This window comes from Pseudomonas mosselii, assembly GCF_019823065.1.
Lineage (GTDB): Bacteria > Pseudomonadota > Gammaproteobacteria > Pseudomonadales > Pseudomonadaceae > Aquipseudomonas > Aquipseudomonas mosselii.
On record NZ_CP081966.1, the window covers coordinates 4,501,535 to 4,519,664 of the forward strand.

At 63.6% G+C, this 18,130-nt stretch carries 12 protein-coding genes; 8 read left to right on the top strand and 4 right to left on the bottom strand.

Annotation, left to right across the window (positions count from 1 at the left end):
* The first annotated feature begins 29 nt into the window (after positions 1–29).
* Positions 30–284, top strand: a complete 255-nt coding sequence (locus tag K5H97_RS20825) for a DUF2790 domain-containing protein (protein WP_023630669.1) — start codon at positions 30–32, stop codon at positions 282–284.
* 186 nt (positions 285–470) lie between these two features.
* Here K5H97_RS20825 and K5H97_RS20830 read toward each other — a convergent pair whose 3' ends face one another.
* Positions 471–2,030, bottom strand: coding sequence for a sigma-54-dependent phenylalanine hydroxylase transcriptional regulator PhhR (locus K5H97_RS20830; RefSeq protein WP_028691073.1), 1,560 nt, complete (start codon positions 2,028–2,030; stop codon positions 471–473).
* Positions 2,031–2,286: 256 nt separating this feature from the next.
* Between K5H97_RS20830 and phhA the strand changes: the two genes are divergently transcribed.
* From phhA to K5H97_RS20855, 6 genes are all read left to right on the top strand, one after another.
* Positions 2,287–3,075 (top strand): phenylalanine 4-monooxygenase, encoded by a 789-nt coding sequence (gene phhA, locus K5H97_RS20835; protein ID WP_028691074.1) that lies wholly within the window; start codon positions 2,287–2,289, stop codon positions 3,073–3,075.
* Between the two features lie 38 nt (positions 3,076–3,113).
* Complete coding sequence (locus tag K5H97_RS20840; protein ID WP_028691075.1) at positions 3,114–3,470, top strand: 4a-hydroxytetrahydrobiopterin dehydratase; 357 nt, start codon at positions 3,114–3,116, stop codon at positions 3,468–3,470.
* Positions 3,467–4,663, top strand: a complete 1,197-nt coding sequence (locus K5H97_RS20845; protein WP_162175262.1) for an amino acid aminotransferase — start codon at positions 3,467–3,469, stop codon at positions 4,661–4,663. Before K5H97_RS20840 ends, K5H97_RS20845 begins: the two co-directional genes overlap by 4 nt.
* A gap of 238 nt (positions 4,664–4,901) precedes the next feature.
* On the top strand, positions 4,902–5,030 hold the full coding sequence (locus K5H97_RS29770) for a hypothetical protein (protein WP_256582346.1): 129 nt from the start codon (positions 4,902–4,904) through the stop codon (positions 5,028–5,030).
* A 163-nt stretch (positions 5,031–5,193) separates the two neighbouring features.
* On the top strand, positions 5,194–9,474 hold the full coding sequence (locus K5H97_RS20850; protein ID WP_028691077.1) for a deaminase domain-containing protein: 4,281 nt from the start codon (positions 5,194–5,196) through the stop codon (positions 9,472–9,474).
* Between the two features lie 126 nt (positions 9,475–9,600).
* Positions 9,601–10,791, top strand: coding sequence for an MFS transporter (locus K5H97_RS20855; RefSeq protein WP_028691078.1), 1,191 nt, complete (start codon positions 9,601–9,603; stop codon positions 10,789–10,791).
* Between the two features lie 31 nt (positions 10,792–10,822).
* Here the strand turns inward: K5H97_RS20855 and ydiJ are convergent, their stop codons facing one another.
* Positions 10,823–13,840: a D-2-hydroxyglutarate dehydrogenase YdiJ gene (ydiJ, locus tag K5H97_RS20860; protein WP_028691079.1), complete on the bottom strand. Its 3,018-nt coding sequence runs from the start codon at positions 13,838–13,840 to the stop codon at positions 10,823–10,825.
* Positions 13,841–13,992: 152 nt separating this feature from the next.
* Between ydiJ and K5H97_RS20865 the strand changes: the two genes are divergently transcribed.
* Entirely contained in the window at positions 13,993–14,874 is an 882-nt protein-coding gene (locus K5H97_RS20865; protein ID WP_028691080.1) for a LysR substrate-binding domain-containing protein, read from the top strand.
* A 72-nt stretch (positions 14,875–14,946) separates the two neighbouring features.
* Here K5H97_RS20865 and K5H97_RS20870 read toward each other — a convergent pair whose 3' ends face one another.
* Both K5H97_RS20870 and rluB read right to left on the bottom strand, forming a co-directional pair.
* Positions 14,947–16,365 carry an amino acid permease gene (locus K5H97_RS20870; RefSeq protein WP_028691081.1) on the bottom strand — a complete coding sequence of 473 codons (1,419 nt, stop codon included), beginning with the start codon at positions 16,363–16,365 and terminating at the stop codon, positions 14,947–14,949.
* Between the two features lie 654 nt (positions 16,366–17,019).
* Positions 17,020–18,084 (bottom strand): 23S rRNA pseudouridine(2605) synthase RluB, encoded by a 1,065-nt coding sequence (gene rluB, locus K5H97_RS20875; RefSeq protein ID WP_028691082.1) that lies wholly within the window; start codon positions 18,082–18,084, stop codon positions 17,020–17,022.
* Positions 18,085–18,130 lie beyond the last annotated feature (46 nt).

Here is an 18,130-nt window from a genome sequence, read left to right on the forward strand (position 1 = left end):
CCTCACGACCTTAGACAGGTAACTTGAAAATGAAAGCTTTACTGGTATTGGTACTTGGCGGTTTTTGCGGCGCGGCATTGGCCGGCGAAGCAAAAGATGTCGAGCAGATTCCGGTTGAACAGTACAGTTATTCGCAGCACCTGGACATCGCCCGCGTCATCTCCATGAGCGAAGTGCCAAATGTCTGCGAAGTGGTGCCGGCCCGTATGACCTACGAGGACTCCCAGGGCCAGAAGCATATTCTCGAATACCGCGTGATGGGGAACGGTTGTTCCAACGGCTGAGGCGACCGCGCCAATCTCAAGCCTTGCGCGATCCCTGTAGGAGCGGCCTTTTGTCGCGAAAGGGCCGCAAAGCGGCCCCGGCGATCTTTGCATGCTGCTAAAACCCCGGGGCTGCTACGCAGCCCTTTCGCGACACAAGTCCGCGCCCACAAGACCAAGTGTAACTTTCAAGGCAATTAGCCACGCTCACTCCCCTGACTTGCTCAACGAATAATCCCGCAACTTGTTGGCAATGGTCGTATGGGAAACCCCCAATCTTTTCCCCAGCGCCCGGCTACTTGGAAATTCACTCATCAAACTTTCCAATACCGCCTTTTCAAACCGCCCGACAATTTGCGAAAGATCGCCATCCAGGGAAAACTCGCCCAATGGCTGGCGTGCGCCATAATCCGGCAAACGGATATGTTCGCTCTTCACCACCCCGCCCTCGCACAACGACACCGCCTGGAACAGCACGTTCTCCAACTGGCGCACGTTGCCCGGCCAATGATATTGAGCAAGCTTGTCCATCGCCGCCGGTGCCAAGCGCGGCATCGGGCAACCGATCTGCCGGCTGGCCTGGTCAAGGAAGTGCTGCACCAGCCCCTCCAGGCCATCCATGCATTCGCGCAGCGGCGGAATATGCAGCGACAGCACGTTGAGGCGATGGTAGAGGTCCTGGCGGAACTCGCCCCGGGCACATAGCTCGGACAGGTCGACCTGGGTCGCGCAGATCACCCGCACATCCAGGTACACCTCTTCGTCACTGCCGACCCGGCGGAAACAGCCATCCTGCAGAAAGCGCAGCAGCTTGACCTGCAAGCGCGGGCTCATCTCCCCGACGCCATCGAGGAACAGCGTGCCACCGGCGGTAAGCTCCAGCAGCCCCAGCTTGCCTTCGGCACGCGCGCCTTCGAACGCCCCCGGGCCGTAGCCGAACAGCTCGGTTTCGGCCATCGACTCCGGCAGGCCGGCGCAGTTGAGCGCCATCAGCGGCGCCTGGCCACGGGGGCTGGCCAAGTGGCAGGCGCGCGCCAGCAATTCCTTGCCGGTACCGGTCTCGCCCTCGATCAGCAGCGGCGCATCCAGCGGCGCCATGCGCCGCGCCTCGCGCACCACCGCAGCCATCACCCGCGAGCTCTGGAAGATGCTGTCGAAGCCTCGCAGCTCCTGCTTGCGCACGTTGTAGATACGCTCGCCGATGCGATCGGCGCGATGCAGGGTGATCACCGCACCCGCCAGGGCCTCGCTGTCATCGTGCTCCGACTGCAATGGCGCGATATCAGCGAGGAACACATCGCCCTTGACCTTGATGCGCAGGCCGTTGATGCGCGACTTGTTGGCGCGGATCAGCTCCGGCAGGTCGAAGTCCTCGACATAGCGCGACAACGGAATGCCCGGCACCTCGTCCACCCGCACCCCGAGCAACTGTGCCGCGCCACGGTTGGCGGCAACGATGCTGCCACCCATGTCGATCGACAGCACCGGGAAATCCAGCGCGCCCAGCAAAGCGTTCAGTTCCATGTGTCGGCGCTCGCTGGGCATCAGGCCGACGCGCTTGACCCCGAACACCCCGGCGATCGACTCGAACTTCGGCCGCAGCGCCTGGAACTGCAAGTTGATCAGGTTTGGGCAGTGCAGGTAGATGGCGTTGCCATGATCGCCGCCCACCTCGCCGCGCAACACGTTGATGCCGTACTCCACCAGCAGGTTGAGGATATCCCGCAGGATGCCGATGCGGTTCTGGCAGTGCACTTTGATACGCATGAAAGGTCTCGAAGCGGCCAAGGTTTTTACTCGGCACGCGGAAAATTCGTAAAGATAAACTGACAGAATTACCCTTCTGCCCAGCTCGATACCCGTGATTTTCCGGCACAAGGGCATTTTTGTAAAATTATCGTTACGATTTCAGGACCAGCGGATAGCCATAACTGGCCTCAACCCCGGTGCAAAGCCGCGTTTGTAGGGATATTCCTAAGGTATGTCCTGTACATAACAAGAACGCCCTCACCAGGAGAGCCACATGAAACAGACGCAATACGTGGCACGCGAGCCCGATGCGCATGGTTTTATCGACTACCCGCAGCAAGAGCATGCGGTGTGGAACACCCTGATCACTCGCCAACTGAAAGTGATCGAAGGCCGGGCATGCCAGGAATACCTGGACGGCATCGAGCAGCTCAAGCTGCCCCATGACCGCATCCCCCAACTCGGCGAAATCAACAAGGTGCTGGGCGCCACCACCGGCTGGCAGGTTGCCCGCGTGCCGGCGCTGATCCCTTTCCAGACCTTCTTCGAGCTGCTGGCCAGCAAGCGCTTCCCGGTCGCCACCTTCATCCGCACACCCGAAGAGCTGGACTACCTGCAGGAGCCCGACATCTTCCACGAGATCTTCGGTCACTGCCCGCTGCTGACCAACCCCTTCTTCGCCGAATTCACCCACACCTACGGCAAACTCGGCCTGGCGGCGACCAAGGAACAGCGTGTGTACCTGGCGCGCCTTTACTGGATGACCATCGAGTTCGGCCTGATGGAAACCGCGCAGGGTCGCAAGATCTACGGCGGCGGTATCCTCTCCTCGCCGAAGGAGACCGTCTACAGCCTGTCAGGCGAGCCGGAGCACCAGACCTTCGACCCGATCGAGGCCATGCGCACGCCGTATCGCATCGATATCCTGCAGCCCCTGTACTTCGTCCTGCCGAACATGAAGCGCCTGTTCGACCTGGCCCACGAAGACATCATGGCCATGGTCCACCAAGCCATGCAGCTGGGCCTGCACGCACCGAAGTTTCCACCCAAGGTCGCCGCCTGAGCGCCCCTGTCGATAACAACTCAAACCGGAAAACACCCATGAATGCCTTGAACCAAGCCCACTGCGAAGCCTGCCGCGCCGATGCGCCGAAAGTCACCGACGAGGAACTGGCGGAACTGATCCGCGAGATCCCGGACTGGAACATCGAAGTCCGCGACGGCCACATGGAGCTCGAGCGCGTGTTCCTGTTCAAGAACTTCAAGCACGCCCTGGCTTTCACCAATGCCATTGGCGAAATCGCTGAAGCCGAAGGCCATCACCCGGGCCTGCTGACCGAATGGGGCAAGGTCACCGTGACCTGGTGGAGCCACTCGATCAAGGGCCTGCACCGCAACGACTTCATCATGTGCGCGCGCACCGACGAAGTCGCCAAGACCGCCGAAGGGCGCAAGTGATGCACTTCGCAGCCATCGGCCGGGTCCCTGGCGACCCGATCCTCGGGCTGATGGAGGCCTACGCCCGCGACGCCAACCCGGCCAAGTTTGACCTGGGAGTCGGCGTGTTCAAGGACGCCCAGGGTCTGACGCCGATTCCCGCGGCGGTCAAACAGGCCGAGCAGCGCCTGGTCGAACGCCAGGCCACCAAAAGCTACATCGGCGGCCATGGCGACGCGGCGTTTGGCCGCCTGGTCAGCGAACTGGTGCTGGGCAGCGACTCGCCGCTGCTGGCCAGCCAGCGCGTCGGCGCGACCCAAACCCCGGGCGGCACCGGTGCCCTGCGCCTGGCCGCGGAGTTCATCGCCCATTGCCTGCCGGGGCGTGGTATCTGGCTAAGCGACCCGACCTGGCCGATCCACGAGACGATCTTCGCCGGCGCCGGGCTCACGGTGTCACACTACCCCTACGTGGGCAAGGACAACCGCCTGAACGTCGACGGCATGCTCGCCGCGCTGGAACAGGCAGCGCAAGGCGATGTGGTGCTGCTGCACGCCTGCTGCCACAACCCGACCGGCTTCGACCTGGGCCAGGACGACTGGCGCGCGGTGCTCGACATCGTCAAGCGCCGCAACCTGCTGCCGTTGATCGACTTCGCCTACCAAGGCTTCGGTGACGGCCTGGAAGAAGACGCATGGGCGGTGCGCCTATTCGCCGCCGAACTGCCAGAACTGCTGGTCACCAGCTCCTGCTCGAAGAACTTCGGCCTGTACCGCGATCGCACCGGCGCCCTGCTGGTGTGCAGCCACGATGCCGAGAAACTGCTGGATGTGCGCAGCCAATTGGCGTTCATTGCGCGCAACCTGTGGTCGACGCCACCGGACCATGGCGCCGCGGTGGTCGCCGAGATCCTCGGTGATCCAGCGCTCAAGGCGCTGTGGGTCGAGGAAGTGAACGCCATGCGCCAGCGCATCGCCGAGCTTCGTCTAGGCCTGGTGCAGGCGCTGGCCCCACATGGCCTGGCCGAGCGTTTCGCGCACATCGCCGCGCAACGCGGGATGTTCTCTTACACCGGGCTGAACCCCGAGCAAGTGCGCCTGCTGCGTGAGCGGCACAGTGTGTACATGGTCGGTACCGGCCGGGCGAACATCGCCGGGGCGGATGCACGACGCCTGGAGCAATTGGCGGCGGCCATCGCCGACGTCTGTCGCTGATATCTGGCCGATGTGGCGTGGGAGCGGGCTTGCCCCGCGATAGTGCTATCGCGGGGCAAGCCCGCTCCCACGCGCCCTCCTGAAGCTCCCCTTGACCGATAGCCGACCGCTTGAACCGACCAGCGCCCGGCAAAAATCTCAAACTGTCACCCAGACTGCTGTATCCTGCCCCAGCTTTTCGAAGCCACACATGCGCCCTGGCGCCGCCTTTTCACTCACACTTGCGAGGAACGACGAGATGCATGAAATCCCGAATCTTCCCTTCCCAAGCCTGAACCCCGAAGAGCAATCCGTTGCCGCCCACGCCGAACCGACGCCCGCCGTCGACCAGGACGGCGATGATCAATCCAGCGCCGACCAGGAATAACCCGCGCACCGTTCGACAGTGTGAAAACGGCTGACCTGCGGGAGCTTCCCCATCATCACGTTTTCACACCGTCAAGACACCTTTCACGCCACGCCATATCCTCTTACCGCACCGACCTGCCCCACTCCGACAAACTGCGGCCTTCCAAAACGGAGGCTCCCGCATGTTTCGCCGCTCTCATCTCAACGCCGCCGAAAAGGCAAAAATCCTCGCCCTGACTCCCGCCGATGTCATCGTCGTAAGCGAGCTCTCCGGACCTCAGGACATCGCCACCTCGCTTAACGACCATTTCGACCAAGCCTTCGGCGTGGACGCTCTCTATCCGAGAATGCTCATGGATCTGGAGCTCGAGACAGCCCTGGAGACAGCGCTGGGTAGCGAGCACGCCAGGCTGTACCTTAATCGCTTTCTGGGACGCGAGCGCTCTCAGCCAGCGAACCACAACGACTGTGCACTCTTCTACGGCACCTTGGCCGGGCAACTGATCAAGGTTGCCGACACCGGCAGATTTCCTGAGCTGCTACCTGACTCACACCTTGACACACCTTACGCAGTCGCCAGCTTCGCCCAGGCGCTCTGGCACACCTATCCACGCCTGACACGCGCCGTCACCTACCTTGCGGCAACGCTGTTACTCCGCGGCAAACTGAGCGTGAAGCCCCTGCGCCCGCAGCAGCCCAGACTGGAACTCGACGAGCACCTTGACCTTCCCATCCTGGCCACTCACCTGTTCAAAGCGACACCCGGTCAGCATCTCTTCGAGAAACTGCTCAATGAACTGCAGGCCGCATTCTTTTACCAAGGCTTGCACTATCGTTTCGCCACTGCGCGGGAGCGCAAGACAGACAAGCCGGTCAACCAGTATGGGCGCATCACGCTGGATGGCTCCGCCCTGAACGCCCCGGCAGGCCAGGTACTGGATGCCTTGCTGGGCGCTATCACCTTCGACCGCCTGGGCCAACGCCTGGCGGCAGCAGTGCAGTGGGACAGCACGCCGGCAAACGCCCCCGCGTACCGCGCCCTGGTCGAACAGACCTTGATCGATGCACTCTATCCTGCGACCAAGTACCGTCCAGGCCATATCCTCGATTTCGCGCTGTTCAACGCACACAACAAATACCAGCATTTGAGCGAAATTCGCCTCGACCTGATCAACAGCCTGCACAGTCATCTTGGCGGCGTGCCCGCCATGGCAGAACTGGCTGCCGAACTGCTGTTACGCCGCTTCGCACCTGAGCTGCTTATCGACGACGCTCCCGACGACTATCTCTACGATCACGATGTGCGCTGGGCCAACCTGCGCCAAGGTGCCTATCTGCTGCTGGCCCAGCGCAAGCCCGTGACCTTCGCCGCTGCAGAACAAGCTACCGACCTGCCCGACAAGCAGGCTACCCCGGCGTTCGAGGGGGCCTTGGCAGCGACCGTCGCCGAGTGGGTTCAGTTGCAGGGCCTGCTCAAGCAACCTCCACCCTGGTCTAAAGCACAATGGCAACTGGCCTATGACCATTACCTCACCGCCTGGGACCGGGAGAGCCTTCGCGATGTCCCTGATCGCTTCGAGCTGGCTCGGCATGAGCTGCGCCAGGCAGGCATCGATCCGCAGGGCAGCAACGTGGACAACCAACTGCACGTCAATGCCTACCTGGATCACGGAGCAGGCTATCGGCACAGCCAACTGCCGGACGCCACGGCACGTTACGACCACGAGTTCCAGGCATGGCGCCAACGTGCCCGGATGATCTACGCCGATGCAATGCAGCGCTTATTGCGCCATCTGCCCCAAACAGACCAGGACCGACTGAAGAACAGTGATTGGCATTGCCATGCCGTCACATGGCCGACGTACATAGGCCCTATCAAAGGCAGCGTTCCCAGCTACGGAGACTCACCCATCGCGGACTGGAGAATGGAAATCGGCACCCAAGGCATCATCGTCCATCTCTACGGCGACACTGTCGACACCTTCTATGAGCTGTTTCCAGAGAAGCTGACCTGGCGTCGCCATGTCGTTACCAGGACACAACGCGAACGATGGATCGAGACCCTGCCTCTGGACTACACCGACTACAACGAAACCACTATTCCCTGGCAGGTCGCGCCATGGCCAACAATTGTGGAATTGGGCAAAGCGCCGATTGAACATCGCCTGGAAGTATTGATCCGCTATTACGCAGAATCCATCGCTTTGGGCAACTGCGACGCACTGTATGGCATCTGCAAAGGTACGACATCACACGAACAGTTCCTCGCCGAACAGCGCAAGGACAGTATCGGACGCTACCTGTTCAAGCTGCTGTCCAACCTGGTGCCCGGGCTAAGCTGCTTCGGCGTGCGCAATGGTACAGAAGCATTGGGCTGCGGCCTGGACGTACTTGGCACCGCGGGCAGTGCCTTCGTCTTGGGCGGACGCCTCATCAAACCCCTGGCGCGGCTCCATGGCGCAGCTGGCAAAAACGCCAAGGCCCTGCGCCTTGGCATGTTGCGAGCCGCCAGGCACTGGAAGGGCCAGCCACTGCCCACCAGGCTGCATCGCCGCGGCGCAGGCCCCAGCGACTGGCCGGGCGGCACCGACGCACGCACACGGGCCAGCCTCGCCGCAGCGATTCCCCAGCAAAAGCTGCTGCCCGGCCACAAGCCCAATGCCATCAGACTGCTGCTGGGCGAGGGCGACGATATCACCAGAGCGTGGGAAAAAGCCTCCAACCCGGTCGTCTACCCGGTGTTCATCATCCGCGACCCAGACCATGTCGACGCGATCATCAACGGAGTCCCCTATCGCCACCGCATCGGTCAGCCTGCCGGCGTGGCCGAGCGTGTGCGCAATACGCCCCTGCTGTGGGCACAAGACCCTGTACGCCAAGCACCGCCCTATCCGGATGCTCCCGCACAGGGTATCGCGCTTCAGCTGGCGCCACCCGCCAACCAGGCCGGCACGCCCGCCTACGGCCAACAAGTGAGCCACGCCTTCGAGACCATCCGTATCGAACCGCAGCCGATCACCTACCGCGCCAACGGCGCACACGGCGACAGCGTGGCGCAGGTCATGGTGCGCGAGAATCGCCTGGTGCAATACACGCAGGAAATCATTCCCGGCAGAGGACGCCAACCTGCCAGCAGTCGAAGGGCCCTCACCCCCCTGAGCGACGACGAGGCCGATGCCATGGGCCTGCTTAATCCGCCGCACTACTACGAGGACGGCGTACTGGGTTACCCGGTAAGCGAACACTGGTTCGGCCTGCCGGCCGACATGACAGTCGATCAGGTCGCGCTGTTCAGCGGCCACTGCCCACCGGTCCGGCTAGGCCGGTTGATCCGAGGCCTTGCCGACCGTCGCACCTTGCGCGGTGCGCGCGTGCAGTACCTGGACAGCGACTGGTTGTTGGTCGAAGCCGATACCGGCGTATTCTACGGCGCCCCGTTCGACTTCGAAGCCTGGCAGCGCAGCCAGACCGCCGCCTTGCGCCAGGGCACGCTGACCCCCAGCCAGTACCCCATCCCGGCACAGGACACCCGCCTGACCTTTACCCGAGTCACCGACTTGAACGCCATCGCCCAATACCTCGATGTCAGCGAAACCTATCGCATCGTGGCCACCAGGCCGAACCTGCAACAGGACATCGACAACCTCGCCGGCCTGCTGCGCGACTGGGTACGCCACAATCGACGCAGCAATCCACCCAGCGCACCGACCGCCCTGCAGAGCGCACTCGACCAGCTGGAAGAGGCGCAATACCCGGAATTTGCCCGCAACATCCTGACCTCGTCCCGGGCGCAGGATCAACTGGCCGGTTTTTCGCTGAACGATGTAACGGGACTGAACAAAATGATCATCCCCGAATTTCATAACCTGGCCAGCTTCGATGCCGTGGAGCAATTGCATGTCAACGGCGTGCTCAACCTGCTGCTACCCGCCTCGGGCGCACGCAGCGCCTACACCCCACTGAGCGTTGCCCAGATGCTGACCGACGGTGGCATGAGGCAATTGCGCCAACACCTGTCGGGGGCCAATTTCGCTTTTGCCACCGTCACCTTGAGGGACGGCAGCCGCCGCGTGTACTTCGCGTTGTCCGGTGGCCGGGCGAAACGGGGGATCGGTCTCCATCCTCCCGCGCCGGGCCAACAGCCGCCCATCGACTACATTGACGCCCGCGCCCGCATGCAGGGACTGGACCCGGATCCACGCTTCACCCACCTCCCCGTCCTGCGCCGCGCCAACTGGCTGATCATCAAGAACCACTGGCGCCATCTGGATTCCGAGCGCCTGGTCGCCTCGACGATCAACCAGGACTTGCTCGCCCGCAGTGACGAGATCGCCAGCATCAAGGTCTTCACCCTGATGGATACCTGCCGCTCGTGCGGCGGCTTCGTACTGCCGCGCCTGCGTCTTGACTATCCGAACGCTGATTTCAGCGTCAGTTGGCTGTTGCCATACAGCAACTACTGACGCTCCCCACCACCGCGACAGTGGCCCCGCTGGCCACCGTCACCTGCCCCTGCAACCTTAATCCACAGCCCTGCGCCACCAGGCTATGATGACCGCGCCTTGGTCTTATCGTTTCCGGAATCCTTCATGCTTGAGCAGCGCCCCTCCTCCCTCAGGACCACCGCCCAGGTCGTCGCCATTGTCATCTTCACCTTCATCGGCTACCTGAACATCGGCATCCCGCTGGCTGTACTGCCCAGCTACGTGCACAACGACCTTGGCTTCAGCGCCGTGGTTGCCGGCCTGGTCATCAGCGTGCAGTACCTGGCCACCCTGCTCAGCCGCCCCACTGCGAGCCGCATCATCGACAACCTGGGTAGCAAGCGGGCCGTGATGTGGGGCCTGGCCGGCTGTGGCCTGAGCGGAGTGTTCATGCTGGCCTGCCACTTCCTCACACCCTGGCCCTGGCTGAGCCTTGCCTGCTTGCTGGTCGGACGCCTGGTGCTGGGTAGCGCCGAAAGCCTGGTGGGCTCGGGCTCGATCGGCTGGGGCATCGGCCGGGTCGGCTCGCAGAATACCGCCAAGGTGATTTCCTGGAACGGCATCGCCAGCTATGGCGCCCTGGCGATCGGTGCACCCCTGGGAGTCCTGATGGCCAAGAGCCTTGGCCTGTGGAGTATCGGCGCCAGCATCATCCTGCTCGGCGTGCTCGGCCTGCTGCTGGCCTGGCCCAAGCGCGCCGCGCCGGTGGTCGCCGGCGTGCGCCTGCCGTTCATGCGAGTGCTGGGCAAGGTGTTCCCCCATGGTTCGGGGCTGGCCCTGGGTTCGATCGGCTTCGGCACCATCGCCACCTTCATCACGCTGTTCTATGCCAGCCGTGACTGGCCCAATGCCGCGCTGACCCTGAGCCTGTTCGGTGCCAGCTTCATCTGCGCGCGCCTGCTTTTCGGCAACCTGATCAATCGCATCGGCGGCTTCCGCGTGGCGATCGCCTGCCTGTCGATTGAGACCCTGGGGTTGCTGATGCTGTGGCTCGCCTCCAGCGCCGAGATGGCCCTGGCCGGTGCGGCGCTGAGCGGTTTCGGATTCTCACTGGTATTTCCCGCGTTAGGGGTGGAAGCCGTGAACCAGGTGTCGCCAGCCAACCGCGGCGCGGCGGTGGGGGCCTATTCCCTGTTCATCGACCTGTCGCTGGGGATCACCGGGCCGCTGGTGGGCGCAGTGGCGGCGGGGTTCGGATTTGCCTCGATGTTCCTGTTCGCGGCGGCAGCAGCGGGATGCGGGTTGTTGTTGAGTTGTTATCTGTACCGACAAGCTCGACTGCAACGGGAGCGATAAACCGGGGGCGCTATGCGCCCCCAGCAATTGACTAGCGCTGCGCGTACTGCAACACCACCTCCAATGGATGACGCAACTGCTTCTCGGTCATGCGCTTGACCTGGCTGCGGCACGAGTAGCCGGTCGCCAATGCCTCACCCTGCTTGTCCAGCTTGGTCGCCCAGGACTGCTCGAAGATGGTCTTCGAGGTTTCCTGGTTGCGCGCTTCATGCCCATAGGTACCGGACATGCCGCAGCAACCGGTGACCTCGGTGACCAGCTTCAGCCCCAGGCGGGCGAACACCTGCTCCCACTGCTTGGTACTGGCTGGCACATTGGTTTTCTCGGTGCAGTGGGCCATCAGGCGGAAGCTGTCGCCCTTGGCCGGCGCCTGCTCGGGCAGCACGTTCATCAGCCACTCCTGGGGCAGCAGCACCGACGGGCACTCCACGCCATCGACCTTCTGGTACTCCTGGCGGTAGACCAGGGTCATCGCCGGATCCAGCCCCACCAACGGCACGCCGCAGTCGGCCAGGGCCTTGAGCTGGGTGGCGTTGCGCAACGCCGCCTTGGCGAAGGCACCGAGGAAACCCTGCACGTGCAACGGCTTGCCGTTGGCGCTATAGGGCGCGAGGAACACCTTGTGCCCCAGGCGGTGGGCCAGCTCGATGAACGAGGCCAACAGTGGCGTCTCGAAATAGCGGGTGAAGGCATCCTGCACCAGCACGATGCTGCGCTCGCGCTGGGCCGGGGTCAGCTCACGCAGGGCCGGCACGCTCGCCACCTGGACCCGGCAACGGGTCAGGGTGGCCTGGAAGTTGAAACGGCTGATCAGCGGGCTGTCGACCATGCCGACCTTGTCCGCCAGCAGCCTGCTCACCCACTTCGAGCCCATCACCGCGTTGTACAGGCCCGGCGCATGGGCCAGGTACGGGATGGTGAACTCCAGCGAGCCGATCAGGTAATCGCGCAACGGGCGCTGGTAGCGGCCGTGGTACAGCTCGAGGAAGCGCGAGCGGAAGTCCGGCACGTTGACCTTGATCGGGCACTGCCCGGCGCAGGACTTGCACGCCAGGCAGCCGGCCATGGCGTCGTATACCTCGTGGGAGAAGTCTTCCTGTCCCTGCTGGCGCGCACGGCTGTTGCGCAGGCGCGCCGGCAGCCCCATGAACCAGGCCCCCTTGCGTTGGGCGGCGGCGAGCACATCGATGTTCGCCTCGCCCTGCAGACGCAGCCATTCGCGAATCAGCGAAGCACGCCCCTTGGGTGAGTGCTGGCGTTCACGGGTGGCCTTCCACGACGGGCACATGGCGTCGTTGGGGTCGTAGTTGTAGCAGGCGCCGTTGCCGTTGCAGTGCACGGCGCTGCCGAAGCTTTGCCAGACGCGCTCGTCGATACTGCGGTCCAGGTCACCGCGCAGGGTCACGCCATCCACGGGGGTCAGGCCTTCGGCGCTGTCAGGCGGGGTGCAGATCTTGCCTGGGTTGAGCTGGTTGTGCGGGTCGAAGGCGCCCTTGAGACGCTGCAGCGCCGGGTACAGTTCGCCGAAGTATTCCGGTACGTACTCCGAGCGCAGGCCTTTGCCATGCTCGCCCCAGAGCAGGCCGCCATAGCGCTGGGTCAGCGCCGCCACGGCATCGGAGATCGGCTTGACCAGCGCGGCCTGGGCCGGGTCCTTCATGTCCAGCGCCGGACGCACGTGCAGCACGCCGGCATCGACATGGCCAAACATGCCGTAGGCAAGGCCGTAACCGTCAAGCAGCGCGCGGAAGTCGGCGATGTAGTCAGCCAGCTGCTCCGGCGGCACGGCGGTGTCCTCGACGAACGGCTGTGGCCGCACTTCGCCCTCGACGTTGCCCAGCAGCCCCACCGAACGCTTGCGCATGGTGTAGACCCGGGTGACCGCCTCGGCGCCCTCCGCCAGGGTATGCCCCAGGCGCTCGACGCTGGTGTCGCGCTGCAGGTGGGCAACGAACGCCTCGACCCGGGCATTGACCTCGGCCGGCTCGTCGCCACAGAACTCCACCAGGTTGATACCCAGCGTCGGGCGCTCGGCGTCGGCCGGGAAATACTCGGCGACGCTGTGCCAGACGATGTCCTTCATCGCCAGCATCAGCACCTTGGAGTCAACGGTCTCGATCGACAGCGGCTTGTGCGCCATCAGCGCATTGGCGTCGCGCAGGGCGTCCATGAAGCTGGTGTAGCGCACGTTGACCAGCACCGCGTACTTCGGGATCGGCAGCACATTGAGCTTGGCCTCGACCACATAGCCCAGCGAGCCTTCGGCGCCGCACAGTACGCTGTTGAGGTTGAAGCGACCCTGCTCGTCGCGCAGGTGCGCCAGGTCGTAGCCGGTCAGGCAGCGGTTGAGCTTGGGGAAGGTGCTTTCGATCAGCCCGGCCTGGGTTTGCTGGATCTCGCGGGCCATGCGGTACACCTCGCCGACCCGGCCGGGCGCGGCGCAGGCCTGCTCCAGCGTCGCGTCGTCGATCGGCAGGCTGTGCAGACGCTCGCCACCGAGCAGCACACTGTGCAGCTCGAGCACGTGGTCGCGGGTCTTGCCATAGGTGCAACTGCCCTGGCCGCTGGCGTCGGTGTTGATCATGCCGCCGACGGTGGCGCGGTTGGAGGTCGACAACTCTGGCGCGAAGAACAGCCCATGGGGCTTGAGCGCGGCGTTGAGCTGGTCCTTGACGACGCCCGCCTGGACCCGCACCCAGCGCTGCTCGACGTTGATCTCGAGAATGCTGTTCATGTGCCGCGACAGGTCGACGACGATGCCGTCGGTCAGCGACTGGCCGTTGGTGCCGGTGCCACCGCCACGCGGGGTCAGCTTGATATCGCGAAAGCGCGGCTCGGCCATGAGCGTGGCGACCCGCGCCACATCGTCGGCATCCAATGGGAACACCGCCGCCTGGGGCAGGCGCTGGTAGATGGAGTTGTCGGTGGCCAGCACGGTGCGGGTGCCGTAGTCGGCACTGATCTGGCCACGGAAGCCACTGCTCTTGAGGGCTTCGAGAAACTCGGGATAGTGGGCGGCGGGCGCACGGGGCGGCAGCTGGGCGATCATCGAAGGATGCCTCTTTGATATCGGGCTAATTCACGGAAATCTTGTCACTCCTGCATGAATGACTCATGGGAGGATATCGAACAGGCCAATGTTCCTGTAGTTTCGCGCCAGGGGCAAATGGATATTCCTGCCGCTATCAATGAGCTTTATGAATGAATTACCGCCACCTCACGCCGTCCATGTCGCTGCTGCTGGCCTTTGAGGCGGCCGCGCGGCATGAAAGCTATACCCGCGCCGCCGCCGAGCTTTCGCTGACCCAGAGCGCGGTGAGCCGCCAGGTGCAGGCGCTGGAGCAACAGTTGGGGCTCACCCTGTTCCGTCGCGAGGGGCGCCAGGTGCAGCTGACCGATGTCGGCCGCCTGTACCAGCGCGAGCTCAGCGAGGCCCTCGGCCGAATCCGCAGCGCCACCTTGCAGGCCCTGGCCTACCAGTCCGGGGTCGGCACCCTGCGCCTGGCGACCCTGCCGACCTTCGGCTCGAAATGGCTGCTGCCGCGCCTGCATGCGTTCTACAGCGCCCACCCCGGCATGCTGGTACACATTCATTCCCGTATCGAAGCCATCAACTTCGACACCAGCGAGATCGACGCGGCCATCGGCGTGGCCACCCACGACCTGCCCGGACTGGTCTGCCATCGCCTGCACGCCGAGGAACTGGTGGTGATCCTGCCACCCGAAGCCAAGGTGGACGGGCATTGGAACCCGCAAAGGATGAGCGAGGAGGTACTGCTCAACGTCGCCAACAACCCCCATGCCTGGGGAGAGTGGTTTTCCCACCATGCCCTGCCCCACCGGACGATGCGCCTTGGGCCAAGTTTCGAGCTGACCTCGCATTTGATTCAAGCGGTTCGGGCAGGCATAGGCATTGGCCTGGTGCCCAGAATCCTGGTGCAGGAGGAACTGGCCAGCGGCGAACTTTTCAGCCCGGGCACACCGTTTGCCAGCCAACGCAGCTACTACCTGATCTATCCGCCCAGGAATGAGGCATTGCCTTCGCTGCGGGCGTTTCGCGGCTGGTTGCTCGAACAAATCTGAGGCCGGCACAGGCAACAAAAAACCCGATGCCCGTTACCCGGCATCGGGTTCTTTGTTGGTGCGCCTCAGTGCTTACTTGGCGATGCTGCCAGCAGCGCCATTGGCCTGGGAGCCACGCTTGCTCTTCAGTTGGTAGGCCACATACATCACCACCAGCCATACCGGCATGGCGTACACCGATACCTGGATGCCCGGGATCTGCAGCATGATGCCGAGGATCAGCACCACGAAGGCCAGCACCAGGTAGTTGCCGTACGGGTACCACAGCGCCTTGAACAGCGGCTTCTGGCCGGTGCGGTTGAGGTGCTGGCGGAACTTCAGGTGCGAGTAGCTGATCATCGCCCAGTTGATCACCAGGGTCGCCACCACCAGCGACATCAGCAGCTCCAGGGCATTCTGCGGCATCAGGTAGTTGAGCAGCACCGCGATCAGGGTCACGGCCGCCGACACCAGGATCGAGCGTACCGGCACGCCGCGACGGTCGACCTTGGCCAGCGCCGCCGGGGCATCGCCCTGCTCGGCCATGCCCAGCAGCATGCGGGCATTGCAGTAGGTGCCGCTGTTGTACACCGACAGCGCCGCGGTCAGGACCACGAAGTTCAGCAGGTGCGCGGCCACGTCGCTACCCAGCAGCGAGAAGACCTGGACGAACGGGCTGCTGCCGTAGCTGCCGCCGGAAGCGTCGATGCTCGCCACCAGGCTGTCCCACGGGGTCAGCGACAGCAGCACCACCAGGGCGCCCACGTAGAAAATCAGGATGCGGTAGATGACCTGGTTGATCGCCTTGGGGATCACGGTCTTCGGCTTGTCGGCCTCGGCTGCGGTGAAGCCGAGCATTTCCAGGCCACCGAAGGAGAACATGATGAAGGCCAGGGCCATCACCAGGCCGCTGACGCCATGCGGGAAGAAGCCGCCATGGGCCCACAGGTTGGTCACCGACGCTTCCGGGCCGCCACTGCCACTGGTCAGCAGGTAGGCGCCGAGGCCGATCATGCCGACGATAGCGGCGACCTTGATGATCGCGAACCAGAACTCGGCCTCGCCGAAGAACTTCACGTTCATCAGGTTGATGGCGTTGATCAGCAGGAAGAACGCCGCCGCGGTCACCCAGGTCGGGATCTCCGGCCACCAGTAATGGACGTACTTGCCCACTGCCGACAGCTCCGACATGCCCACCAGGATGTACAGCACCCAGCAGTTCCAGCCCGACAAGAAGCCGGCGAAACCACCCCAGTACTTGTGTGCAAAGTGGCTGAACGAGCCGGCCACCGGCTCTTCGACGATCATCTCGCCGAGCTGGCGCATGATCATGAAGGCGATGAAGCCGCAGATCGCATAGCCGAGGATCATCGACGGACCGGCGGACTTCATCACGCCGGCCGAGCCCAGGAACAATCCGGTGCCGATCGCGCCACCCAGGGCGATCAGTTGGATATGGCGGTTCTTCAAGCCACGCTTGAGCTCGCCAGACTGTGAATTATGTCCACTCATGAACGAAGTCACCTGCTTGTTTTTATCTGTGACGGAATCGGACCCACCGCACTCGTGGCGCAGCGGAATGGGCAAGGTGGTTACCTTGGGTTCTTGGACGGGACTGTCCTGACGGGCGAGGTGCCCGGACGGATCAACCGGGTGTCAGCAAGAGTGCGCGGTACGCAAGGGGGTCACAGGTAAAACGCGGCGCATTGTATACCCCTGCAAACGCGCAGGCGTCAACGCGTTGCATCGTTTCCTGTGGAAAAAACGCACCGGTCCTGGGGTGAAGGCCTGAAAAGGCGGAGTGATCGGCGTACATGGCGCCTCCATTTTGTTGTTTTCGATGCCTGGCTATCCTGCCTGGCTCTGCACACGGCAATGGCGCTATCTCAGCGTTTGGGCAGGGGTTTGGGAAGGGGGGAAAGGGTGTCGGGGAGGCTCTGGCGCGCAAGTCTTGGAAAGATTTTGTGACGAAGAGCGGTAAATCACTGGCAAGCCGAGGAAAAGGCCTCGAATCGTATAATTTTCTTTACATAGTGGTTTGAAAATTTGCCACTGGCCGGGAAAATTTCTGTCTGTTCAGGTACTTGGGGCCGATTTGCCCCGTGCCATAAACCGCAGCCACAAAAAAGCCAGCCCGAAGGCTGGCTCTTTCGCTACCGAGGCGAATCAGCCACGCGGCTTGCCGCGGCCACGGCCGGCAGGCTTGTCGCCCTCGGGACGGGCCGGACGCTTGCGCATCTCGCTCGGGCGCTCGGCCACCGTGCTGCCACGACCACTCTTGCGCGGCGCAGACTCTTCACGCGGCGCGCGCGCCGGGCGCTCGGCCTTACCTTCGGCAGCCGGACGCAAAGTGCGCACACGCTCGCCACGCCCCAGCGGACGGGTCGACTTGCGCTGCAGACGCTCGAGCTTGTCCTTGGCCTTGAGCTTCATCTCCGGCAGCGCCACTGGCTGCAGGCCGACTTCGGCGGCCAGGATGTCGATCTCGCCCTGGCTCATTTCGCGCCAGCGGCCCATCGGCAGGTCGGAGTTGAGGAACACCGGGCCGAAACGCACACGCTTCAGGCGGCTGACCACCACGCCCTGGGATTCCCACAGGCGGCGCACTTCACGGTTGCGGCCTTCCATCACCACGCAGTGGTACCAGTGGTTGAAGCCTTCGCCGCCCGGTGCCTTCTGGATGTCAGTGAACTTGGCCGGGCCGTCCTCGAGCACCACGCCGGCCTTGAGGCGATCGATCATGTCGTCGTCGACCTCACCGCGCACACGCACGGCGTACTCGCGGTCCATTTCATAGGACGGGTGCATCAGGCGGTTGGCCAGCTCGCCGTCGGTGGTGAACAGCAGCAGGCCGGTGGTGTTGATGTCCAAACGGCCGATATTGATCCAGCGGCCCTCTTTCGGGCGCGGCAGGCGGTCGAACACGGTCGGGCGGCCTTCCGGGTCGTCACGGGTGCAGATTTCGCCGTCGGGCTTGTTGTACATGATCACGCGGCGGGTCGCCTCGGCGGCCTCGACACGCTTGATCAGCTTGCCGTCTACGGTGATGGCGTCGTGCAGGTCGACGCGCAGGCCCAGGGTGGCCTCGACGCCGTTGACCTTGATACGGCCCTGGCCGATCCAGGCCTCGACGTCACGACGCGAGCCGACGCCGATGCGCGCCAGCACTTTCTGCAGCTTTTCGCCGGACGGCGGGGTAGGTTGTTGGTCTTGCAGGTCTTTGTCACTCATCTGGGCACCTCCCGGTGTAGTAGTGAAAGCGGGCGCGCATCATACG